This window comes from Amycolatopsis sp. NPDC098790 (assembly GCF_044759945.1).
Lineage (GTDB): Bacteria > Actinomycetota > Actinomycetes > Mycobacteriales > Pseudonocardiaceae > Amycolatopsis.
In genome coordinates this window covers 22,392-44,087 of sequence record NZ_JBIWAI010000008.1, presented here as the reverse complement: position 1 = coordinate 44,087, position 21,696 = coordinate 22,392, and the positions used below count along the sequence as shown (strand labels likewise).

Here is a 21,696-nt window from a genome sequence, read left to right as displayed (position 1 = left end):
GGATGCCCCACGGAGTGGTTCCGTCTGGGATCCCAGACGTAGGCTCGGACCATGGGTGACAGCAGCGAGGTGCCGGCGTTGCGCCGCGGGCTCGCCGTCCTGCGCCTCCTGGCCACGCGCCCGGGCCCGGTGACCGCGGCGGCGATCGCGCGCGAAGCCGGCCTTCCCCGCTCGACGACGTACCACCTGCTCAGCGAGCTGGAGGCCGCCGGTTTCGTCGTCCACCTGCCCGCGGAACGCCGTTACGGCCTCGGCATCGCGGCCTTTGAGCTGGGCTCGGCCTACCTGCGCCACGACCCCCTCGAACGGCTGGCCGGGCCGTTGCTGCGCAAGCTCGTCGACCGCGTCGGCCACACCGCGCACCTGGGCGTCCTGCACGGCAACGAGTCGCTGTACCTGATCAAGGAACGCCCGGCGCGCCCGGAAACCCTGGTCACCGAGGTCGGCGTCCGGCTGCCCGCCCAGCTGACCGCCTCCGGCCGCGCGATCCTGCGGCACCTGCCCGCCCCGCACGTCCGCGCGCTGTTCCCTTCGGCGTCGGCGTTCGTGCTCCGCACCGGCCGCGGCCCGAAGACGCTGGCCGAGCTGCGCCGCACGTTGACCACGGAGCGCCGGCTCGGCTGGTCGATCGAGGACGGCCACGTCACGGCCGGCTTCGCATCGGTCGCCACCCCGGTGTTCGACCACGGCGCCCGCCCGCTGGCCGCGATCAGCGTGACCCTGCGCCACCACTGCGCGGCCGAGCCGTGCGAAGAGAGCTGGCCGGAGCTGGCGGCCGAAGTAGCGGCGACGGCGGCCGAGCTGACCAGCCGCATCGGCGGCCACCCGGGCTGACGCGCTGCTGCGATCGGGGCAACTGTCACCGAACGGCTCGATTCCACTCCGCTCGGTGATTACCGTTGCTCAACAGCGGTTTCGAGGGGACGCCGGCGATGGACGACGCACGCGTGACGAAAGCCGGGTTCGGCGCGGTCCTCGCCGTCGCCGAGTTCCGGGCGATGTGGCTCGCCGAGCTGCTCTCCATCTGCGGCGACCAGCTCGCGCGCGTCGCGCTCGCGGTCCTCGTCTACCAGCGCACGTCGTCGGCGGCCCTGACCGGCCTGACCTACGCCCTGACGTACGTGCCGTCGCTGCTCGGCGGAATCCTCCTGGCCGGCGCGGGCGACCGGTGGCCGCGTCGCGACGTGATGGTCGCGACCGACGTGGCCCGGGCCGCGCTCGTCGGCGTCATCGCGATCCCCGGCGTCCCGCTGTGGGTGTTGTGCGTGCTCGTCGCCGTGATGACGGCGCTGGGCGGCCCGTTCAAGGCGGCGCAGCAGGCGTTGCTGCCGACGGTGCTCGAAGGCGAGCGGTACCTGGTCGGGATGGCCCTGCGGAACGTGACGATCCAGGCCGCGCAGCTGGCCGGGTTCGCCGGCGGCGGTCTGCTGATCGCCGCGCTGGCGCCGTCTGCGGCTTTGGCTCTCGACGCGGTGACGTTCGTGCTCTCGGCGTTGTTCCTGGTCACGGGCGTCCGGCGACGGGCGGCGATCGCGCAGGCGGTGCGCCCGGCCTGGCTGTCGACGACCGGCGCCGGCATCCGGCTCATCTGGCGCGACCCGGCGTTGCGCACGCTGGTGGCGCTGAACTGGCTGGCGGGGTTCTACGTCGTGCCGGAGGCGCTGGCCGCGCCGTACGCGGCGGGGATCGGCGCGGGTGCGACGCTGGTGGGGCTGCTGATGGCGGCGGACCCGGCGGGCAGCGTGCTCGGCGGCGTCGTGTTCGGCAAGTGGATCCCCGAGCGGGTGCAGGTCCGCGTGCTCGGCTGGCTGGGGATCGCGGCGGGGCTGCCGCTGATCGTGTTCGTCTTCCGGCCCGGCTTGGTCCTGTCGGTGGTGCTGCTGGCGGCGTCCGGCCTGCTGGCGACGGGCTACAACATCACCGGCACGGTGTCGTTCATGCGGCGGGTGCCCGACGAGCACCGCGCGCAGTGCGCCGGCGTGAACTCGGCGGGCCTGATCACCGTGCAGGGCGTCGGCGCGGCCGCGGCGGGCGCGCTGGCCGACGTGCTGAGCCCGGCGCACACCATCGCCGTGGCCGGGGCGGCGGGTGCCGCGGTGGCCGTGCCGATCGCGAGGGCGTGGCGCCGGGTCGGGCTGGAGGATCGATGACCTCAGTTGTCGCGTCCGCACATGGCGCGCCTCCCTTCGCCACCTCGGGCCGACCCGGATCCGTCACCGGCCGGACACCATGAGTATGCGGACCGGCGCCGGAACCCCGCGCGGCGGACCCCGTTTTCGTGACGCGCTCGTGCCACGGCGCTGGGCGCTGTGGCACCAGGGCCCGCGCGTGATCGTCTACTGCCTGCTGACGGAAGCGGCGGCGGTGACCCTGACGCTGCGCCCGTTCCCGGTCGCGGTCGACCGCCGCACGCTGCTGATCCTGCTGGTGCTGCTGCTCCTCGGCGTCGCCCAGTCGGAGACGGGCCGCCGCGTCGAGCGCATCCGCCGCCGCGTGTCGGGGACGCCGCACATCAACATGACGTCGGTCTGGACGTTCGCCGGCGTGCTGGTGCTCCCGCCGCCGCTGCTGGCGGTGCTGGTCGGCGGTCTGTACGGGCACCTGGCGATCCGCAGCTGGTACCGCCTGCAGCGGGTGCCGGCGTCCCGGACGATCAGCAACGCGGCCATCATCCTGCTGTCGTGCTACGCGGCCCAGGCGGTCATGCGCGTTTCGGGTGCCCCGGACGTGCGCGCGGCGTTCCCGCGCGGCTGGGCGGGCACGTTCGCGATCGCGGCCGCGGGAGTGACGTTCTTCGTGGTGAACGCCCTGCTGGTCCTCCCGGCCCGCCGCGAGATCGGCCGAACCCCGGAGGCGCTGTTCGGCACGTGGGCCGACAACGGCCTGGAGGTGGCAACGCTCTGCCTGGGCGCGCTGAACGCGCTGGCGCTGGCGGTGCTGCCGGGCCTGACGGTGCTGGTGCTCCCACCGGTGCTGCTGTTGCACCGGACGGTGTTGGTGAAGCAGCTGGAGGTGGCGGCCCACCGCGACGCGAAGACGGGGCTGTACAACACGAGCGGCTGGCACGCGCTGGCGGAGAGAACCCTCGCGGCCGCCGCCCGCCAGCGCTCGACGTTCGGCTTGCTGATGCTGGATCTGGACCACTTCAAGCAGGTGAACGACACGTACGGGCACCTGGCGGGCGACGCGGTGTTACGGGCGGTAGCGGAAGCGATCATCGCCGCGGTCCGAGGGCGCGGGGATGCGGTAGGGCGGTTCGGCGGCGAAGAGTTCGTGGTGCTGCTGCCGGGAATAGCCCACCCGGACATCGGCGCGGTGGCGGAGCGCATCCGCCGAGCGGTGGCGGCGCTCAAGGTCCCAGCGGGCACGCTCTCGATCTCAGGCCTCTCGACCTCGATCGGCATGGCGATCTACCCGACGGCGGGAACCTCGTTGCAGCGCCTGCTCGACGCGGCGGATACGGCGCTGTACCACGCGAAAGCGACGGGCCGGAACAAGGTGGTCCACGTAGCGGACCTGGCGTGATCAGGCGATCTTGTGTCGCCGCCCGGCATCCAGCCCGAGCATGGCGAGCAGTTCGGCGCACTCCCGCACATCGGAGGAGTGCCCGGCAACGGTGATGACGGCTCGATCGTTCTGTTCGGCAAGCCGAACGGCTTCCTCAGCCCGGATAACACCCATCCGGCTGTCTTCGTCGTTGGCGGTGGAGCTGCCATTGGAACGGGCCCAGGTCATCTGGCCACCTACTTCCGACCCCGCGGGTGCGGAGCCATGGTCGGGGCTTCAGCATGACACTCACAAAAACTTCACTCACAAGTGGGCCCCATCACAGGCTGAAAGCTGCGGAGAGTAGTGGGTTGGTGTGGGTTTGAGGGGTTGGGGACGGACCCGCGGTGGGATGGCGGAGGCGGCGGGTGGGCCATGGCTTCCGGCTGGCGGCGCCCAGTTCCCGGCACCCGGCTCCCGGCTCCCGGCTCCCGGCTCCCGGCTCCCGGCTCAGGGTGACGGTTCCCGGCTCCGGCTCCCGGCTGGCGGTTCCCCGCTCCGGGTGGCGTTCCGTTGCCCATCCGGCATCCGGCACCCGGCACCTGGCAACCGGCACCCGGCTCAGGGTGGCGGTTCCGTAGGTCTTCGGGCACCCGGCTCCCAGCTTCCGGCGGCGGTTCCGTAGCCCATCCGGCTCCCGGCTCCCCGGCTCAGGGTGGCGGTTCCGTAGGTCTTCCGGTACCCGGCTCCCAGCTTCCAGCGGCGGTTCCGTAGCCCATCCGGCACCCGGCTCCCCGGCTAAGGGTGGCGGTTCCGTAGGTCTTCGAGCGTTCGGCTCCCAGCGGCGGTTCCGTAGCCCCAGCTCCCAGTGGCAGTTCCGTACTCCTTCCGGCACCCGGCACCCGGCTCCCAGCGGCGGTTCCGTAAGCCCTTCCGGCACCCCGAAGCTGTCATTGTGACTACGGCCGGCAACACCGCGTCAAGGCGGGAAAGATGCCTTGACCCGGCGCTGCCGGCCGTGTTCTGGCTTCGGATCGGGGTGCGGGGGAGTCTGGGTTCTCGTCGGTGCCTGTTCTCGCGCTGGCTCGCTCCTGGGTGGCGCCGCGCGGGCCGTGACATGCCGAAGCTGTGGCATGGCGGCAGTCGGACCCGCGCAGAAGGGTCGTTGGGCGCAGTCCCGAGAAGAGGCAAGGGCGCGCAGACCGAGCCAAGAAGAAGCGAAGCCCCAAGACGGAGGACGCCAGCCGGACCTGCGCAGCAGCGGGCACGGGCGAAGTCCCGCGCAGGGGGCCACGGGGCGTAGCCCCGCGAAGAGGCACCGGGCACGGGCCCGCCGAAGAGGCACGAGGCACGGGCCCGCGCAGGAAGCGCAGGCCGAGCCACGAAGGTGCGCGGAGCGCAGCCTCAAGACGAAGGGTCGGGCGCAGCCCGAGAGGGAGGCTCGGGCGCAGCCCGAGCCAAGAAGGGATTCGGAGCGCAGCCCGAAGCAAGAAGGGACTCGGAGGGCAGCCCCGGGAGAGAGGCGCGGGGCGAAGTTGAGCCAAGAAAGGGCAACGCACCAGGACGGGGCACCAACCAGACCTGCGCAGAAGGGCCTGGGGCAAGCCCCGAGAGAGACGCGAAAGGAGGCGCGGGGCGAAGTCCGAGCCAGAGAAGACGCGAAGCCCGCAAGGCGGGGAAGAACGAAGCCCGGGGGCAAGGGGTGAAGGGCGAAGCTTTGGGGTCCGGGGGCAAGGGTGAAGCCCGGGGCAAGGGGCGAAGCCCAGGCGCACGGGGCGAAGCCCGAAAGGCGGGGAAGGGCGAAGCCCCGCAGGGGGCGAAGCCCCGCAGGGGGAAAGGGGCGAAGCCCCGCAGGGGGCAAGGGGCGAAGCCCCAAGAAGGGCGCAGGGCGAAGCCCGAGCCAGAGAAGGGCCCGGGGCGAAGCCCCGAGAAGGGGGTCCAGGGGGCGAAGCCCGCCTGGCGGGGGTCTGGGGGTTCGACCCCCAGAGAACACGGACGAAACCGAAGAGAAGGCCCAAGCTCCGAAGGAGCGAGGGCCTTCTCGAAGGTGGAGGTGCCGGGAATTGAACCCGGGTCCTCTGGCGTATCAACAGGACTTCTCCGTGCGCAGTCCGCTACGTCTCTACTTGACTCCCTCAGTCACGCGAACAAGCCGAGGTGACGAGCCCAGCCACTGTTTGCTTCACGATCAGTCCCCGTGGCCGGGATGATCGCTGAGCCTCCTAGCTGATGCCGGTACCCGGGCCGGAGGCGAACCCGGGCCGACAGAGACGCACTCGCTCAGGCGGCGAGGGCGTACTCGCGCTGACTGGAGTCGGCGCTTATTTGGTTGCGATGACGCTTACGGTGGTCTCTCGCCTGCACCGGCACGCTTCTCCTGAATCAACGTCCAAAGTCGAAACCGTTCACCCCCTTGGTGGGAACACAACCTGTACATCATAACGCGGGGGGCCACCTCTTTACTCCAGGTGGGTAGGGCCAGCCCTACCGCGAGGATGCCCGCGCGCACCATGTCACCTGCGGCCGGGAAAGACGACTCTGGACTCCAGCAGAGAGGAGTCCGGTGATGGGTAGCGACAGGCGGGATCCGCCGTTCGGTGGTTCGGTGGTGTTCTTGCTGATGAACCTGCCGGTGGGGGTGCTGGCGTTCGTCTTCTTGACCGCGTTCACCGCGGCCGGGCTGGGGACCGCCGTCGTGTGGGTGGGTGTTGGCCTGCTGGCGCTGCTCGTGCTGGCCGTTCGGGGGGCCGGGCGGTTGGAACGGGCTCGGGTCTACGCGCTGCTGGACACCTACGTCGACCTGCCCTACCTGCCGCTGCCCGCCGGTGGGCAGAAGGAGCGGTGGAAGGCTCGACTGAAGGACCCGTCGACGTGGCGGGACCTCGCCTACTTCTTCCTGCTCTTCCCGCTGGGCGTCGTCGAGTTCGTGCTGGTGACGACCTTCTGGTCGACGAGCCTGGCGCTGGCCGGCCTGCCGATCTACTTCCGGTGGCTGCCCGAGGGCGCGTACTACTTCCCGTCGGACGACCTGCGGTGGCTGACCGTGGATTCGACCGTGGAAGCGCTACCGTGGGCAGCGCTGGGGGTGCTGTTCGTCGCGTTGTCGGTCGCGCTGACCAAGGCGCTCGCCGGGGTGCACGCCCGGCTGGCGAACGCGCTGCTGGGGACGACCGTGGCCCAGCGTCGTCGGATGGAGCGCTGGTGGGAAGACGCGGAGCGGAAGAACCTGGTGGCGGGATGACCGAGGCACTACCCCTGGAACACCCGCGGCCGCACCCGGCTCGCACGATCGTGTACATGATCGTCAGCTTCTTCTTCCGGATCCTGCAGTTCGTGCTGATCGTGACGGGCATCGCGGTGGGCGTCGGGACGGCGGTGGTGTGGATCGGGTTCCCGATCCTGCTGGCGACGACGAGCTTCATCCGCTGGTCGGGCGACCGCGAGCGCAGCTGGCTGGGGAAGATGCTGCGGGTGCCGCTGCCGCCCGTGCAGCGGCGGCCCTACGAAGAAGGCCAGCCGCTGCTGCGCCGGTGGATGGTGCGGCTCAGCGACGCGACGACGTGGCGGGACCTCGCCTACCTGATGGCCGCGTTCCCGCTGGCGTGCGTGGAGGTCGGGATCGCGCTGGCGTCGATCGTGCTGCTGCCGATGGCGGTCTGGGTGACGCCGTGGCTGGGCTGGCTGCACGGCGAGCTGGGGCTCGCACTGCTGGGCCCGGACCGCACGAAACGGCTCGAGCAGAAGGCCGAGCGATTGCAGGCTTCGCGGGCGCGGGGCGTGGACGCGGCCGAGGCGGAACGGCGCCGCATCGAGCGTGACCTGCACGACGGCGCTCAGCAGCGGCTGGTCGCCGTCGCGATGAGCCTCGGGCGGGCGAAGTCGAAGTTCGACCAGGACCCGGACATGGTGCGGGAGCTGATCGACGAGGCGCACTCGGACGCGAAGCTCGCCGTGTCGGAGCTGCGGGACCTCGCGCGCGGCATCTACCCGGCGGTGCTCGGCGACCGCGGTCTCGACGCCGCGTTGTCGGCGCAAGCGGCGAAGTCACCCATTCCGGTGGACGTGCACGTGGACGTCGAGCCGCGGCCGCCGGCGGCCGTGGAGACGACGGCGTACTTCATCGTCGGCGAGACCCTGACGAACATCGCGAAGCACTCCGGAGCGTCCGAAGCGGGTGTGAAGGTGTGGCGGACCGACGACCACGTCGTCGTCGAGATCACCGACAACGGCCACGGCGGCGCCGAGGTGCGCCCCGGCGGCGGGCTGGCCGGCCTGGCCGACCGCGCCGCGACGATCGACGGCGTCATCACGGTCGTCAGCCCGGTCGGCGGGCCGACGGTGATCCGGGCTGACCTCCCCTGCCAATGGTGAATAGGCTGGACCCCGTTCATCCACGAGCTTGGGGGCCGGATGCGGGTAGTCATCGCCGAAGACGCCGTGCTGCTGCGGGCCGGGGTGACCCGCCTGCTCGCCGACGAGGGCATCGAGACGGCCGCGGCCGTCGACAACGGCGACGACCTGCTCGGAGCGGTCAAGGAACACCGTCCCGACCTGGCGATCGTCGACGTCCGGATGCCGCCGACGTTCACCGACGAGGGCTTGCGAGCGGCGCTGGCGGCCCGCAAGGAGGTCCCGGGGCTGCCGGTCCTGGTGCTGTCGCAGTACGTCGAGGAGTCGTACGCGGTGGAGCTGCTCTCGGGCGGCGCCGGCGGGGTCGGCTACCTGCTGAAGGAGCGCGTGGCGGACGTCGACGAGTTCCTCGACGCGGTCCGCCGCGTGGCCAACGGCGGCACGGCGATCGACCCGGACGTGATCGCCCAGCTGATGGCCCGCGGCCGTCGCAACCCCCTCGACGCGTTGACCGCGCGCGAGTCCGAGGTGCTGGGGCTGATGGCGCAGGGGCTGTCGAACACCGCGATCGCGAACTCCCTGGTGGTTTCGCACGGCGCGGTGGAGAAGCACATCGGCAACATCTTCTCGAAGCTCGGCCTCGAAGCGAGCGCGGAGGAACACCGCCGCGTCCGCGCGGTGCTGACCTACTTGGGCCGTTAAGCCGGTTTCCGGGCCAGCAGGTACGCCTGCTGCGTCTTCTCCCGTTCCCGCGGCGCCCTGACCAACCGCGCTTCCATCGCCAAACCGGCGGCCTCGAACAGACCCGCCACGAAGTCCGGCTGCAAGCGGTACGCGTCGAAGGAAACCTCGTGGCCGTAGCCCCGGGGGATGTGGAGGCGCTCGTCGCCGACCTGGAACGCGGTCAGCAGGCGGCCTCCCGGAGCCAGGACCCGGGCCAATTCCGCCACCACCACAGGCAGCTGCTCCGGCGGCGTGTGGATCAGCGAGTACCACGCCAGCGCGCCCGTCAGGGAACCGTCTTCCAGCGCCAACGCGGTCAGCGAACCGACCTCGAACCGCAGCTCCGGGTGCGCCCGGCGAGCCACCGCAACCATGCCCGGGGACAGGTCCACGCCGAACACGTCCAGGCCCAGGGAGGCCAGGTGGCCCGTCAGCCGGCCCGGGCCGCAGCCCAGGTCGCCGACCGGGCCGGTCGCACCGACCAGTTCCGCGAACGTGTTGAGCATCGCCCGGTCCCACGGACTCGTGGCCAGTGCGTCCCGCGCTTCCTCCGCGTATGCATCGGCGACGGTGTCGTACGCGGTCCGGGTGCTGGTCAGGTACGCGGGTTCGGTCACGGGCCGGAACTTTAGCGACGGAAGGTGACGACAAGTCCCGTAGGGTGGATATCGGGTCACCCGTTCCGCGGGCGGCACCCTCCGCACCGCTCACCTACCATGAGCGGACCCGCCGTCGAGAGGAGCGAGCAGATGACCGGCGAAGTCCGTTTCTTCGGCGGCCCGCTCGACGGCCGCGTCCAGGAGCTCGGGGACGCCGAACCCGTGCCCGGCACCGTCATCCGGCACATCCACCTGCACGGCGGCCCGAAGATCGAGACCCGGTACGAACTCGGCCTCACCGAACACGGCTGGGAGTACCGCGTCGCCGCGACGCAGCACGAACCGGAGCCCGACGGCCTGAGGTAGGGAGAACCCCCGTATCCCCCTGGGGGTAACACGACCCCCAAGACGCCGGTCAGCACCGCTGTTCCGGACGTCGCGACCGGCCAGGCTTGGCGCATGCAGACAAGCCAGGGGGTCGCACGAGGCGGCCGGGACAGGTTTCTCGACGTCGTGCGGGCGGGGGCCATCCTCGCCGTCATCGCGCAGCACTGGACCATGCCGGTGCTCTCCTACTCCGACGGCACCCTCAGCACCGGCAACGCGCTCGCGACGCCCGGCTGGTGGGTCGTCACCTGGCTGTCGCAGGTCATGCCGCTCGTCTTCTTCGCCGGCGGCGCGGCCAACCTGATTTCCTTCCGCCGCGCGGAATCCACGCGGACCTGGCTCGGCGCGCGGCTCAAGCGGCTGATGCTGCCCGTGCTGCCGCTGATGGCCGTCTGGCTCGTCATGCCGGACTTCCTGCGCGGCCTCGGCGTCCCACCGCAGCCACTCCAGGTCGGCAGCTCCATCGCCGCGCAGCTGCTGTGGTTCCTCGCCGTGTACGTCCTGGTCGTGCTCCTCACGCCGCTGATGGTCGCCGCGCACCGGCGCTGGGGCCTCAAGGTCCCGCTCGTCATGGGGGTCGCGGGCGTCCTCGTCGACGTCGCCCGCTTCAACGACCTCGGCTACATCGGTTACGCCAACGCGATCTTCGTCTGGGTCGCGGTGCACCAGCTCGGCTTCCACTACGTCGAAGGCCGCCTCGGCACGCTCACCCGCCGCGCCGCCCTGACGCTCTCGGCCGCCGGTTTCGGCGTCACCGCGCTGATGGTCGCCTTCGGCCCGTACCCGGCCAGCATGATCGGCATGCCGGGCGCGCCGGTGTCGAACATGAGCCCGCCCACCGTGCTGCTCGCCTTCCTCGCCGTCGGCCAGATCGGCCTGCTGCTCGCCTTCCGCCCGCAGCTCAACGCGCTCGCCGAACGCCCCGGCGTCGGCACCGCGCTCGGCTGGCTCGGCGCGCGGTTCATGAGCGTCTACCTCTGGCACATGCCGGCGCTGATCGTGGTGGCTGGCGTGACCGTCTACGGCCTCGGCTACGAGACGCCCGAGCCGGGCACGCTACTGTGGCTCGTCATGGCGCCCGCGTGGTTCGCGGTGTGCGGCCTGGTGCTGCTGGGCCTGCTGCGGCTGTTCGCGCACTTCGAGATGCAGCGCGACACCGCCGTCGCGACGGCGAAGGTGCCGCAGCTGGTCGTCGCCGGCCTGATGATTTCCGGTGGCCTGCTCGGCCTGGCCGCGCACGGTTTCGCGCCGCTGTCGGACGGCTTCGCGCACGGACCGGTGCCGTGGATCGTCCTCGCGACGGCCGGTTTCCTCCTGGCGGGCAAGCCGATCCCGGCGACCGAGCTGCTGGGCCGCGCGGTCGTCGTGAGCGAGCGAGCAGTCGTCAAGCGTTGAGCAGGCGCAGCGGGGTGTCGTGCAGGACGGCCCGCAGGAACGGCTCCCCCAGGCGATCGTCGGCCGCCCAGCCGGCGATCGCCTGCAGCTGCGTCGCGTAGGAGTACGGGATGTTCGGGAAGTCCGTGCCGAGCACCACCCGGTCGGCGAACTCCGCCAGCCGCGCCGTCCAGTCCGGCGGCAGCGGCGACATCCTTTCGGCGAACGGGACGCCGACCATCGTGGTGTCCAGGTGCACCCGCGGGTACTTCGCCAGCAGCTCGAACGCCGTCCCGAACTCCGGCATCGCCGCGTGCGCCAGCACCGCCGTCAGCTTCGGGTGCCGCGCCAAGACCTCTTCGAAGACCGACAACCCGGTGAAGTCGCCGCGCAACGGACCGTGTCCACAGTGGACGACCACCGGGACACCCGCGTCGGCGAGCGCTCCCCACACCGGCGTCAACTGTGCGTCACGCGGGTCGTACGCGCCCACCTGCACGTGCGCCTTGAACACGCGGGCGCCGGCGCGCAGCGCACCGTCCACAGCGGACCCGGCGCCGGGTTCGGGGTAGAACGTCCCGGTCGGCACCGCGTCCGGCACCCGCGCGGCGAACTCGAGGGCCCAGTCCGTCAGCCACTCGGCCATGCCCGGCTTGTGCGGGTAGACCAGCGGCGCGAACCGCGTCACGCCGAGCGAGCGCAGCGTCGCCAGCCTGTCCTCTTCGGACGTCCGGTAGTGCACCGGCCAGTCGGTGCCGTAGTGCGTCGAGGCCGCGTCGAAGTACGCCCAGACCTTGTCCATCACCGGTTTCGGCAGGAAGTGGACGTGCAGGTCGACCAGGCCGGGCAGGCCCAGCGACGCCGTCCAGCGCGCGACGTCACCGTCGGAGGCCGGGCCCGGCGTCACTCCGTGAACCGGCCCTTCAGCGCGCGGCCCATGGCCTTCCGGATGTCGCGTTCGGCGTCGCGCTTGGCCAGCGTCTGCCGCTTGTCGTAGGCCTTCTTGCCCTGGGCCAGCGCGATCTCGACCTTGACCTTGCCGTCCTTGAAGTACATCGACAGCGGGACCAGGGAGAGCCCGCTCTCCTTGGTCTTGCCGATGAGCTTCTCGATCTCACGCCGGTGCAGCAGCAGCTTCCGGGTCCGCCGGGGCATGTGGTTGGTCCACGTGCCCTGCGTGTACTCCGGGATGTGCACGTTGCGCAGCCACACTTCGCCGTCGTCGACCGTCGCGAACGCGTCCGCCAGCGACGCCTTGCCCTCGCGCAGGCTCTTGACCTCGGTGCCGACGAGCACGAGACCGCACTCGTAGGTGTCGAGGATGGAGTAATCGTGCCGCGCCTTGCGGTTCGACACGATCACCTTCTGGCCACGTTCCTTGGGCATACGACCACTCTACGTGATTCCGGAAACGACGAGCAGCCGGTTTTGAATAGACACGAGCAAACGCTAGTGCCGGACGTACAGGCGCAGCGTCACGTACCCGGTGATGGCCGAGATCACGACGGACACCGCCAGCAGGATCGGCGCGACCGGGAACAGCAGCTCCAGCGTGGTGATCTTCGGGAACACGTCCCCGGTGAACACCGAATCGAGGAAGCCGGCCTTCGTGATGATCAGCATGATGATCCCGATGACCGCACCGAAGACGCCGGCGACCACCGCCTCCAGGAGGAACGGCAGCTGCGTGTACCACCGCGTCGCGCCGACCAGCCGCATGATGCCGACCTCGGTGCGCCGGGTGAACGCCGACACCTGGATCGTGTTGGCGATCAGCAGCAGGGCGGCGATGGCCATGATGAGCGCGGCGCCGAACGCCATGTTCCGGACGCCGTTGAAGGCGTTGAACACGCGGTCGAGGAACTTCTTCTGGTCGTCGACCTTCCGCACGCCCGGCTTGCTGCCGTACTCCTGCACGATCGACTCACTGCGGTCCGGGTCCTTCAGCTTCACGTGCAGGGACGCGGGAAGCGACTCCGGCCCGGTCAGCTGGATGAGCTCCGGCTGGCTCTCGAAGATCTTCTTGAAGCGGTCGAAGGCCTGGTCGCGGTTCTCGAACACGACCGACTCGACGCCGTCGTTGCTCTGCAGCGACGAACGCAGCGACTGGCACAGCGACTGCGTGCAGTTCTTGTCCGTCGCGCTGATGTCGTCGGTGAGGTAGACCGAAACCTCGACGTCGGCGAGGAAATTGGACTTCATCTTGTCGATCGTGCGCACGGCCAGGAGGCCGCCGCCGAGCATGGCGAGCGACACGGCCGTGGTCAGGATCATCGCGATGGTCATCGTGACGTTCCGGCGCAGGCCGGTGATTACCTCACTGAAGACGAAACTGGCGCGCATGTCGGGGTCAGGTCCTTGAAGTCGGGGGCTGGGGCGGGAAGGTCAGCGACCGATGCCGTAGACGCCGCGGGCGTCGTCGCGGATCACCCGGCCGAGCTGGAGCTCGACGACGCGGCGCCGCATGGAGTCCACGATGGAGTGATCGTGGGTGGCCATCAGGACGGTCGTGCCGGTGCGGTTGATCCGCTCCAGCAGCAGCATGATGTCCTGGCTGGTGTCGGGGTCCAGGTTCCCGGTCGGTTCGTCGGCGAGCAGCACCAGCGGCCGGTTCACGAACGCGCGCGCGATCGCGACGCGCTGCTGCTCACCACCGGAGAGCTCGTTGGGCAGCCGGTCGGCCTTGCCGTCGAGGCCGACGAGCTCGAGGACCTCGGGGACGACCTTCTTGATGGTCGGGGCGGGCTTGCCGATGACCTCGAGGGCGAACGCGACGTTCTCCGCGACGGTCTTGTTGGCCAGCAGGCGGAAGTCCTGGAAGACGCAGCCGATGGTCTGCCGCAGGCGGGGGACCCGGCGGCGGGCCAGCTTGGCGACGTCGAAGTTGGACACCATCACGCGGCCCTTGCTGGGCGTCTCTTCGCGCAGCAGCAGCCGGAGGAAGGTCGACTTCCCCGATCCCGAGGGACCGATGAGGAAGACGAACTCACCCTTGTCGATGTTGACGGACACCCGCTCGAGCGCGGGCCGCGTCGAGGTCTTGTAGACCTTGGAAACCTCTTCGAGCCGGATCACGATTCGGCATACTACCCACCGGTCTCGTGAAGCCCCGGTTGCCCGGTCCACCCGGGTGGAGCAGCGGGTGTTTGCGCACGGTGAGCGGTCACGCAAACACCCCCTGCACCGATCACGCGGCGGCGGTCTGCTTCCGCCAACGGATGCCGGCGTCGAGGAAGCCGTCGATGTCGCCGTCGAGCACCGCGGTCGGGTTGCCGACCTCGAACTCGGTCCGGAGGTCCTTGACCATCTGGTACGGGTGCAGGACGTAGGAGCGCATCTGGTTGCCCCAGCTGGAGCCGCCGTCCTTGAGCGCGTCCATCTCCTTGCGCTCTTCTTCCTTCTTGCGCTGCAGCAGCCGGGACTGGAGCACCTTCATCGCGGCCGCCTTGTTCTGCAGCTGCGACTTCTCGTTCTGGCACGAGACGACGATGTTCGTCGGGATGTGCGTGATGCGGACCGCGGAGTCGGTCGTGTTCACGCTCTGGCCGCCGGGGCCCGAGGAGCGGTAGACGTCGACCCGGATGTCCTTCTCCGGGATGTCGACGTGGTCGACCTCTTCGACCTCGGGCAGCACCTCGACGTGCGCGAACGACGTCTGGCGGCGGCTCTGGTTGTCGAACGGCGAGATCCGGACGAGCCGGTGGGTGCCCTGCTCGACCGAGAGCGTGCCGTAGACGTAGGGGGCGCTCACCTTGAACGTCGCCGACTTGATGCCCGCCTCTTCGGCGTAGGAGATGTCGTAGACGTCGGTCGGATAGCCGTGGCGCTCGGCCCAGCGCAGGTACATGCGCAGCAGCATCTCGGCGAAGTCGGCCGCGTCGACGCCGCCGGCCTCGGAGCGGATGGTGACGACGGCGTTGCGGTCGTCGTACTCGCCCGAGAGCAGCGTGCGGACCTCGAGGCCGTCGATGGACTTGCCCAGGTCGGTGAGCTCGGTCTCGGCCTCGCCCATGCTGCCGGCGTCGCCTTCGGCCTCGGCGAGCTCGTACAGCACGCCGAGGTCGTCGAGCCGCTGGCGCAGGTCGGAGACCCGGCGCAGCTCGCCCTGCCGGTGGGAGAGCTGGCTGGTGACCTTCTGCGCCGCCTCCGGGTCGTCCCAGAGGGTCGGGCTCGAAGCCTGTGCCTCCAGGTCGGCCACCTGGGCACGCAGCGCGTCCAGGTCCATCACCGACTCGATCTGCGTCAGCTTGCCGGTCAGGTCCCTCAGTGCCGCGTCGAACTCATCACTCACGTTTGTCAAGGTTACGGCAAAACCCACGACCGGTTGCGAGGACCGGTCGTGGGCGCGCGAACCTCAGGCCGCGGGGATGGCGTCGAGCAGCTTGAGCGCGGCCTTGGCCTGAGCCTGGGCGAACTCGCCGACGGCCTTCTCGTACGGCCCGTCGGCCGCCTTGGTGGCCGCCTTCGCATCGTCGAGCTGCTGGCTGTAGCTCGTCCGGGCCGAGTCGAGCAGCACCTGGCGCTGCTTCGCGGTCAGCGACGCCGCGTGCACGAGCCGCAGGATGAGCGGGCTGCGCAGGTGGTCGGGACCGGCCTCGGACGTCAGCCAGGCCTTGAAGGCCTTTTTGCCGGCGGCGGTGATCAGGTACTGCTGGCTGGAGCGCGGGCCCTGCTTGCCGAGCCGGACGAGACCTTCTTTGGACAGCGCCGGGAGCTCCCGGTACACCTGGCTGCGGGTGACGCTGAAGAAGGCGCCGAATCGCTCACCCGCTCCCGCGACGAGCTGCCCGCCGGTGGCGGGACCGTCGTGGAGCAGACCGAGCAGGGCGGCGGCTGTTGCATTCAATTCGGACACGTCCCCTAGATTCCCACTTATCGGCCGCTGTGTCCACAGTGGTCAGCAGATCTGTCCATTGTGGCTAGTGAGATCCCCTCGTTCGGCCCAATGCGACCAGGTCCACTGTGGACCGCGGACACGCTGTGCAACCACCAGGGCCCGTACTTTGGTCCAACCAGCCGCACGCGAGCCACCCCGAGGCGGCCAGGCAGGTGACTTCGGCAAGGCGCTTTCCCCGGCTTGGCGCACTCCGGACACACACCGCAACCACCCGGAAACGGGGTTCACATCGTGGGATCCGCAGTCATTCGACGGTTTCGCGGAAAAGTCGGCAGGAAAACTCGTGCGAACATGACAAAAGAGGCACGTTCCCGGATTTCCGAGAACGTGCCTCTTCGTTGGTAGCGGGGACAGGATTTGAACCTGCGACCTCTGGGTTATGAGCCCAGCGAGCTACCGAGCTGCTCCACCCCGCGCCGTTGTGGTACTTGAATAGATTACACGGGGTGGCCACCGGGTTTTCACCGGGGTCCGCTAACCGGCTGACCAGGCGTTACGCCACTCCGAGCCACAGACGTGCTCCACTGAGGACCATCTCCAGGCCGTCCTCGAAGCGGGAGCCGACGTCGGCGAGGAGATCGCCCGCGTCCGCGTCGCGGTAGCGCTCGTCCAGCTGCCCCGGTACCGGGTAGACGGCCTGCTCTTCGATGGTGAAGCCGACGACGTAGCTGTAGACGGTGAACAGCGCCTGGCCCGCTCGCCGTTCGTCCAAGCCGGCCTCGATGCTGCGCCGCAGCGGGCTCGGCCCGACCAATCCGGTGTCGCCGAGGTAGGTGCCCGCGAAAACCTTGCCGCCGTCGCGGTAGGACAGCATCATCCGCCGCAGCGCCCGCGCCCCGTGCGCGACGGCGTCCCACTCCCCCAGCCCCTCCGGCGGCCGCCGGTCGCCTGCCGAATCGGCGTACATCTGCGTCGCCATTTCGTCGAGCAGTTCCTGCTTGCTCTTCAGGTGCCAGTAGAGCGCCGGCGCCTTGACGCCGAGGTCGGCGGCGATCAGCCGCAGCGTCAGCCCGTTGAGGCCGACCTCGTTGAGCAGCTTCAGGCCCGAACGCGCGATGTCCTGCCTGGTCAGGGCCATGTTTTCGATTCTCCTCGGATACCCGGCTTGACAGTTTAACGATGTTAAGGGCATCCTCGGGTCAGGTCAATTTAACGTTGTTAAGGAGCTGGGGATGAACGAGCTGACCGCGGACGTGGTCGTCGCCGGGGCGGGGCCGACCGGGCTGATGCTGGCGAACGAGCTGGCACTGGCCGGAGTGGACGTACAGGTGCTCGAGCGGATGCACGAGCGGACGGGCTTGTCGAAGGCGCTGAACCTGCAGCCGCGCACGGCGGAGGTCCTCGATCTGCGCGGCCTGCTGGGCCGGGCGGAGCAGCGGTCGTTCGCGACCGTCTCGGACGGACACTTCGCGGTGATCCCGGTGAGCTACACCGGCTGGGACACGCGGCACCCGTACCAGGTCGGCATCCCGCAGGCCCAGGTCGAGGCGGCGCTGGAGGAGCGGCTGGCCGAGCAGGGCGTGAAGGTGCTGCGCGGCCACGAACTGACCGCGTTCGAGCAGGACGCCGCCGGCGTGACGGTCACGGCGGGCGACGTCCGGATCCGAGCGCGGTACCTGGCGGGCTGCGACGGTGGCCGCAGCGCGGTGCGCAAGGCCCTGGGTCTGCCGTTCGAAGGGATCGAGGGCCGCGGCCACGGCGTCTCGGCGGACATCCTGTTCCGGACGACGCCGCCGGGCGCGCCGACGGAGTGGCGATCGATGGGCAACATGGTGACGTCGCACAGCCCGGGCAAGTTCGTCGGCCTGATCCCGCTGGGCGAGCCGAACCTGTACCGCCTGAGCTACGGCGACCGGCTGAACCGGCCCGAAGACCTCCGGGCGGAGGTGCCGGCGGAGGAGGTCCGCGCGGCGGTGCGCGAACGCTTCGGCGAGGAGGTGGAGATCAAGGAAATCCGCTGGGTGTCCCGTTTCTCGGACGACAGCCGTCTGGCGGCGAAGTACCGGGTGGGCCGGGTGTTCCTGGCGGGCGACGCGGCGCACGTCCACTTCCCCGCGGGCGGGCAGGGGCTGAACCTCGGTGTCCAGGACGCGCTGAACCTGGGCTGGAAGCTGGCGGCGGACGTGCGCGGCCGAGCCCCGGAGGGTCTCCTGGATTCGTACGAGCAGGAGCGTCGCACGGTGGCTTCCGGGGTCCTGCAGAACGTGGCGGCCCAGAACGCGCTGATTCCCTTGACCCCGGACCAGCTGGCCCTGCGGGCGTTGTTCCGCGACCTGACAGCGCTTCCCGAGGTGCAGCACAAGCTGTCGGGGATGGTCTCGGGCCTGGACATCGCTTACGCATCGCCGGAATCCCACCCGGCGGCGGGAGCCCGCCTCCCGGATTTCCCACTGGGCAACGGCTTCGCGAGCGACTTGTTCCACAGTGGAAAGTTCGTCCTGCTGACGAAAACCCCGGCACCGGCACCGCATCCGGAGGTAGTCGTAGCGGAGGTACCGGAGCTGCCATGGCCCGACCTGACGCAGGCGCTGATCCGCCCGGACGGTTACATCGCCTCGACGACGGGTTCCGTGGCCGGCTGGCTCGTCTGACGAAAAAAGAAGAGGCGCGGCCAGTTGGCCGCGCCTCTTCTTCCAGTAGCGGGGACAGGATTTGAACCTGCGACCTCTGGGTTATGAGCCCAGCGAGCTACCGAGCTGCTCCACCCCGCGTCGTGACACCTACCTTACGCCACCGTTTCCCGGGGGTGCAAAGCAGGTGCCCGTTAGGTAACCGACGTCACCCGCCCGGCTGGCTGCTAGGCGGCGGAGTGCTGGTCCCGGGCGCCGCGGTCTTGGCCGACTCGTACTCCTTGGCCGCCGCGTCGAGCGCCGCGAGAGCCGCACCCTGGTCCGTGAAGTTCCCCGACTGCTGAGCCGCTCGCAGCTTGGCGAGCGCGGACTGGATGTCCGCGACGGCCTTGTCCAGCGCCGCGTTGCCGCCGCCCGAGTTGGGTGGCGTCGTCGTGGCCGGCGGGGTCGTCGTCGGTGGCGTGGTCGTGGGCTGGCCTGCCTGCGGTGGCGTCGTCGTCGCCTCGCCCGTGCCCGCGCCGAAGATCTGGTCGAGGGCTTCCTGCAGCGTCGCGCCGTAGCCGACCTTCGGTCCGTAGGAAACGAGGACGCGGGCCAGCTGTGGATAGCTGTTCTGGTTGCGCTGCCGGATGTACACCGGCTCGACGTAGAGGAAGCCCTGCGCCACCGGCAGCGTGATCAGGTTGCCGTAGATCGGGATGACGTTGGGGTTGTTGAACAGCGTCCGGTCCTGCGCGACCCGTGGATCGCTCTGGAACCGGTTCTGCACCTGGACCGGGCCGTCGACCTGGGTGGCCCCGGTCGCCGCGCTGGGTAGCTGGAGGACGCGGATCTTCCCGTAGTCGTTCGGATCCGACGACACCGACATCCAGGACGCGAGGTACTGCCGCTGCAGACCGGTGAGCGAGCTGGTCAGCTGGAACGTCGGCTTGCTCTGCCCCGGGCTGTCGGCGAGGACGTAGTAGCCGGGCTGGTTGGCGGCCCCGGCCGCGGCCGGGTTCGAGCCGCCTTCGGCCGTCGGGTCCTGCGGGACGCTCCAGAACGCCTGCTGCGAGTAGAACTCCTGCGGGTTGCTGACGTGGTAGCGCGACAGCAGCTCGCGCTGGATCTTGAACAGGTCCTCCGGGTAGCGGAAGTGCGCCCGCAGGTCCGGCGAGATCTCGGAGCTCGGCTTCACCAGCCCGGGGAAGACCTTCTCCCAGGCGTCGAGGACCGGTTCCTTGTCGTCGATCGAGTACAGCGTCACAGTGCCGTTGAAGGCGTCGACGGTGGCCTTGACCGAGTTCCGGATGTAGTTGATCGAGCTGTTCGCCTGCCGGGCGACGCCGTTGAGCGAGTCGTTGGTCGCCGCGCCGAGCTGCGTCTGCTGCGAGTACGGGAAGTTGTTGATCGTCGTGTAGCCGTCGATGATCCACTGGATCTTGCCGTCGACGACCGCCGGGTACGGGTCGCCGTCGAGGGTCAGCCACGGCGCGACCTTGCTGACGCGCTCGCGCGGGTCGCGGTTGTACATGATCTTCGAGTTCTCACCGATGGCGTCGGAGAACAGGATGTTGCGTTCGCCGTACTCGGCCGCGAAGGCCAGGCGGTTGAACCAGTTGTCGACCGAGACGCCGCCGGTGCCCTTGTAGTTGTAGCGGTCGGTGGCGGTGTCGTACTCGCCCGGCGCGCCGTTGCCGCCGACGATGGCGTAGTCGGAGTCCGCGGCGGACAGCTCGCCGTAGTAGATCCGCGGTTCCTTGACCTCGATGCCCTGCTGGCCCGCGGCGGGCGAGCCGGCACCCGACGGGTTCTGCGTGTCGCTGGTCGTGGCGATCGGGTAGCCGCCGTCGGAGTTGGCGTCCTTGACCGCGCGGTCGATCGTGTTGGCCGGCGCGGCGACGAAGCCGTTGCCGTGGGTGTAGACGAGGTGCTTGTTGATCCAGCTCGTCTGGTTGCCGGTCAGGCCCTCGGTCTTGATCTCCTTCGCGGCGACGATGTAGTCCTGCGTCACGCCGCCGACGGTGTAGCGGTCGATGTCGAGCTTCGCCGGGAAGCCGTAGAAGTTCTCACGCCCGACGCGCTGGGTGAAGGTGTCGGAAAGGATGTTCGGGTCGAGCAGCCGGATGTTCGACATCGTCCCGGAGTCGGCCTTGAGCTGGTCCGGCGTGGCGGTGGCGTTGCCGGTGTAGGGCTGGTACTGGACGTCGGTGAGGCCGAAGGCGCGGCGGGTGGCGTCCATGTTGCGCTGGATGGACGTCGCTTCCTTCTCGTTCGCGTTCGGCTTGACCGAGAACTGGTCGAGGATCGCGGGCCACGCGACGCCGACCAGGATGCTCGACAGGATCAGCAGCACGAGCGCGATCGCCGGCAGCTGCAGGTTCCGCAGGAAGGCACCGGCGAAGAACGCGATCGCGCAGATCACCGAAATGCACAGCAGGATCAGCTTGGCGGGCAGGACCGCGTTCAGGTCCGTGTAGGTGGCGCCGATGAACAGCGGCGCGCCGCGGTCGGACAGCAGCAGGTTGTACCGGTCGAAGAAGTACTCGGCCGCCTTCAGCAGCACGAAGACGCCGACGGTGATGGCGAGCTGCGCGCGCGTCGGGCCGGCGAGCTGCCCGCCCTTGCCGGCCAGCCGGATGCCGCCGAAGACGTAGTGCGAGATCAGCGCGCCGAAGAAGGAGATGACGACGGTGATGAACAGCCAGCCGAGCAGCCAGTTGTAGAACGGCAGGTCGAAGGCGTAGAAGCCGACGTCGTTGCCGAACTCGGGGTCGGTCTGGCCGAACGAGGTGCCGTTGAGGAACAGCTGCACGACCTGCCAGTCGCCCTGGGCGGACAGGCCGGCGATGAGGCCGGTGAGCACCGGGATGCCGATGCCGAAGAGCCGGATCCGGGCGACGATCGCGGACCGGTAGCGGGCCAGCGGGTCGTCGGCGCCGGAGATCGGCACGAACACCGGGCGCGTCCGGTAGGCGATCATCAGGCTGATCGCGAGCACGCCGCCGACCAGCAACCCGACGGCGAAGAACAGGATGATCCTCGTGACCACCTGGGTGGTGAACACCGAGCGGGCACCGACTTCACCGAACCACAACCAGTCGACGTACGTGTCGAGCAAGCGGGCCCCGAGCAGGAGCGCCAGCACGATCACCGCGGCGATGATGAGGAGGATCCGGCTCCGCCGGGACAGCTTCGGCAGGCTCACCGGGGGCCGAGTCGCCACGGTGCACGCTCCTGTCTTCGTCAGCACTTGAACAGGGGCGCACGCGCCCCCTGATTCCCTAACTCTACGGATGCCCGGGGAAGTTCCCGGGACCCGCCCAAACCG

General features: G+C 69.7%; 19 protein-coding genes, 2 tRNA genes and 1 other RNA gene. 9 read left to right on the top strand and 13 right to left on the bottom strand.

The window, feature by feature from the left end:
- The first annotated feature begins 51 nt into the window (after positions 1-51).
- From ACIQWX_RS43805 to ACIQWX_RS43795, 3 genes are all read left to right on the top strand, one after another.
- Positions 52-834, top strand: coding sequence for an IclR family transcriptional regulator (locus ACIQWX_RS43805; protein ID WP_400884427.1), 783 nt, complete (start codon positions 52-54; stop codon positions 832-834).
- 98 nt (positions 835-932) lie between these two features.
- Positions 933-2,150 carry an MFS transporter gene (locus tag ACIQWX_RS43800; RefSeq protein WP_400884425.1) on the top strand — a complete coding sequence of 406 codons (1,218 nt, stop codon included), beginning with the start codon at positions 933-935 and terminating at the stop codon, positions 2,148-2,150.
- An 85-nt stretch (positions 2,151-2,235) separates the two neighbouring features.
- On the top strand, positions 2,236-3,525 hold the full coding sequence (locus ACIQWX_RS43795) for a diguanylate cyclase (protein ID WP_400885328.1): 1,290 nt from the start codon (positions 2,236-2,238) through the stop codon (positions 3,523-3,525).
- On the opposite strand, the gene ACIQWX_RS43790 is transcribed toward ACIQWX_RS43795, so the two are convergent.
- Together ACIQWX_RS43790 and ssrA are read right to left on the bottom strand one after the other, a co-directional pair.
- Positions 3,526-3,735: a hypothetical protein gene (locus ACIQWX_RS43790; protein WP_284749433.1), complete on the bottom strand. Its 210-nt coding sequence runs from the start codon at positions 3,733-3,735 to the stop codon at positions 3,526-3,528.
- A 1,796-nt stretch (positions 3,736-5,531) separates the two neighbouring features.
- Positions 5,532-5,899, bottom strand: a transfer-messenger RNA (tmRNA) gene (gene ssrA, locus ACIQWX_RS43785).
- Between the two features lie 153 nt (positions 5,900-6,052).
- On the opposite strand from ssrA, the gene ACIQWX_RS43780 reads away from it, so the two are divergent.
- From ACIQWX_RS43780 to ACIQWX_RS43770, 3 genes are read left to right on the top strand one after another with little or no spacing between them, the layout of a single operon-like run.
- The gene (locus tag ACIQWX_RS43780; protein WP_400884422.1) at positions 6,053-6,727 is read left to right on the top strand and encodes a sensor domain-containing protein; all 675 of its coding nucleotides are present in this window, start codon (positions 6,053-6,055) and stop codon (positions 6,725-6,727) included.
- Positions 6,724-7,857 (top strand): sensor histidine kinase, encoded by a 1,134-nt coding sequence (locus ACIQWX_RS43775; RefSeq protein ID WP_400884420.1) that lies wholly within the window; start codon positions 6,724-6,726, stop codon positions 7,855-7,857. The genes ACIQWX_RS43780 and ACIQWX_RS43775 overlap by 4 nt, the downstream gene beginning before the upstream one ends.
- A 39-nt stretch (positions 7,858-7,896) precedes the next feature.
- Complete coding sequence (locus ACIQWX_RS43770; protein ID WP_086685091.1) at positions 7,897-8,538, top strand: response regulator transcription factor; 642 nt, start codon at positions 7,897-7,899, stop codon at positions 8,536-8,538.
- Here ACIQWX_RS43770 and ACIQWX_RS43765 read toward each other — a convergent pair.
- Positions 8,535-9,176, bottom strand: a complete 642-nt coding sequence (locus ACIQWX_RS43765; protein ID WP_400884418.1) for a class I SAM-dependent methyltransferase — start codon at positions 9,174-9,176, stop codon at positions 8,535-8,537. The two genes, ACIQWX_RS43770 and ACIQWX_RS43765, sit on opposite strands and share 4 nt — an antisense overlap.
- A 132-nt stretch (positions 9,177-9,308) precedes the next feature.
- Here ACIQWX_RS43765 and ACIQWX_RS43760 point away from each other — a divergent pair, with 132 nt between their 5' ends.
- Positions 9,309-9,524, top strand: coding sequence for a hypothetical protein (locus ACIQWX_RS43760; protein ID WP_400884416.1), 216 nt, complete (start codon positions 9,309-9,311; stop codon positions 9,522-9,524).
- Between the two features lie 93 nt (positions 9,525-9,617).
- On the top strand, positions 9,618-10,940 hold the full coding sequence (locus tag ACIQWX_RS43755; protein ID WP_400884414.1) for an acyltransferase: 1,323 nt from the start codon (positions 9,618-9,620) through the stop codon (positions 10,938-10,940).
- Here ACIQWX_RS43755 and ACIQWX_RS43750 read toward each other — a convergent pair.
- The 8 genes from ACIQWX_RS43750 to ACIQWX_RS43715 form a co-directional block, all read right to left on the bottom strand.
- Positions 10,930-11,826: an amidohydrolase family protein gene (locus tag ACIQWX_RS43750; protein ID WP_400884412.1), complete on the bottom strand. Its 897-nt coding sequence runs from the start codon at positions 11,824-11,826 to the stop codon at positions 10,930-10,932. The two genes, ACIQWX_RS43755 and ACIQWX_RS43750, sit on opposite strands and share 11 nt — an antisense overlap.
- Positions 11,823-12,305: an SsrA-binding protein SmpB gene (gene smpB / locus ACIQWX_RS43745; protein WP_043776590.1), complete on the bottom strand. Its 483-nt coding sequence runs from the start codon at positions 12,303-12,305 to the stop codon at positions 11,823-11,825. The genes ACIQWX_RS43750 and smpB overlap by 4 nt, the downstream gene beginning before the upstream one ends.
- Positions 12,306-12,368: 63 nt before the next feature.
- The gene (gene ftsX, locus ACIQWX_RS43740) at positions 12,369-13,262 is read right to left on the bottom strand and encodes a permease-like cell division protein FtsX (protein ID WP_400884409.1); all 894 of its coding nucleotides are present in this window, start codon (positions 13,260-13,262) and stop codon (positions 12,369-12,371) included.
- A gap of 42 nt (positions 13,263-13,304) precedes the next feature.
- Complete coding sequence (gene ftsE / locus ACIQWX_RS43735) at positions 13,305-13,994, bottom strand: cell division ATP-binding protein FtsE (protein WP_086683549.1); 690 nt, start codon at positions 13,992-13,994, stop codon at positions 13,305-13,307.
- Between the two features lie 112 nt (positions 13,995-14,106).
- On the bottom strand, positions 14,107-15,210 hold the full coding sequence (gene prfB / locus ACIQWX_RS43730) for a peptide chain release factor 2 (RefSeq protein WP_400884406.1): 1,104 nt from the start codon (positions 15,208-15,210) through the stop codon (positions 14,107-14,109).
- A 63-nt stretch (positions 15,211-15,273) separates the two neighbouring features.
- Positions 15,274-15,774, bottom strand: coding sequence for a PadR family transcriptional regulator (locus ACIQWX_RS43725; protein WP_400884404.1), 501 nt, complete (start codon positions 15,772-15,774; stop codon positions 15,274-15,276).
- Between the two features lie 381 nt (positions 15,775-16,155).
- Positions 16,156-16,232, bottom strand: a tRNA-Met gene (locus ACIQWX_RS43720).
- 77 nt (positions 16,233-16,309) lie between these two features.
- Entirely contained in the window at positions 16,310-16,894 is a 585-nt protein-coding gene (locus tag ACIQWX_RS43715; protein ID WP_400884402.1) for a TetR/AcrR family transcriptional regulator C-terminal domain-containing protein, read from the bottom strand.
- Positions 16,895-16,988: 94 nt separating this feature from the next.
- Between ACIQWX_RS43715 and ACIQWX_RS43710 the strand changes: the two genes are divergently transcribed.
- Entirely contained in the window at positions 16,989-18,407 is a 1,419-nt protein-coding gene (locus ACIQWX_RS43710; protein WP_400884400.1) for an FAD-dependent monooxygenase, read from the top strand.
- Between the two features lie 46 nt (positions 18,408-18,453).
- On the opposite strand, the gene ACIQWX_RS43705 is transcribed toward ACIQWX_RS43710, so the two are convergent.
- Together ACIQWX_RS43705 and ACIQWX_RS43700 are read right to left on the bottom strand one after the other, a co-directional pair.
- Positions 18,454-18,527 (bottom strand) — tRNA-Met (locus ACIQWX_RS43705).
- A 67-nt stretch (positions 18,528-18,594) separates the two neighbouring features.
- Positions 18,595-21,591, bottom strand: coding sequence for a UPF0182 family protein (locus ACIQWX_RS43700; protein ID WP_400884398.1), 2,997 nt, complete (start codon positions 21,589-21,591; stop codon positions 18,595-18,597).
- Between the last annotated feature and the right edge of the window lie 105 nt (positions 21,592-21,696).

What these genes read in the sequence shown, in the direction of transcription:
- smpB (WP_043776590.1), bottom strand. Translation starts at nt 12,305, where the DNA reads ATGCCCAAGGAACGTGGCCAGAAGGTGATCGTGTCGAACCGCAAGGCG.
- ACIQWX_RS43780 (WP_400884422.1), top strand. Translation starts at nt 6,053, where the DNA reads ATGGGTAGCGACAGGCGGGATCCGCCGTTCGGTGGTTCGGTGGTGTTC.
- ACIQWX_RS43710 (WP_400884400.1), top strand. Translation starts at nt 16,989, where the DNA reads ATGAACGAGCTGACCGCGGACGTGGTCGTCGCCGGGGCGGGGCCGACC.
- ACIQWX_RS43775 (WP_400884420.1), top strand. Translation starts at nt 6,724, where the DNA reads ATGACCGAGGCACTACCCCTGGAACACCCGCGGCCGCACCCGGCTCGC.
- ftsX (WP_400884409.1), bottom strand. Translation starts at nt 13,262, where the DNA reads ATGCGCGCCAGTTTCGTCTTCAGTGAGGTAATCACCGGCCTGCGCCGG.
- ACIQWX_RS43755 (WP_400884414.1), top strand. Translation starts at nt 9,618, where the DNA reads ATGCAGACAAGCCAGGGGGTCGCACGAGGCGGCCGGGACAGGTTTCTC.
- ACIQWX_RS43790 (WP_284749433.1), bottom strand. Translation starts at nt 3,735, where the DNA reads ATGACCTGGGCCCGTTCCAATGGCAGCTCCACCGCCAACGACGAAGAC.
- ACIQWX_RS43760 (WP_400884416.1), top strand. Translation starts at nt 9,309, where the DNA reads ATGACCGGCGAAGTCCGTTTCTTCGGCGGCCCGCTCGACGGCCGCGTC.
- ACIQWX_RS43770 (WP_086685091.1), top strand. Translation starts at nt 7,897, where the DNA reads ATGCGGGTAGTCATCGCCGAAGACGCCGTGCTGCTGCGGGCCGGGGTG.
- ACIQWX_RS43715 (WP_400884402.1), bottom strand. Translation starts at nt 16,894, where the DNA reads ATGGCCCTGACCAGGCAGGACATCGCGCGTTCGGGCCTGAAGCTGCTC.
- ACIQWX_RS43795 (WP_400885328.1), top strand. Translation starts at nt 2,236, where the DNA reads ATGCGGACCGGCGCCGGAACCCCGCGCGGCGGACCCCGTTTTCGTGAC.
- ACIQWX_RS43805 (WP_400884427.1), top strand. Translation starts at nt 52, where the DNA reads ATGGGTGACAGCAGCGAGGTGCCGGCGTTGCGCCGCGGGCTCGCCGTC.
- ACIQWX_RS43800 (WP_400884425.1), top strand. Translation starts at nt 933, where the DNA reads ATGGACGACGCACGCGTGACGAAAGCCGGGTTCGGCGCGGTCCTCGCC.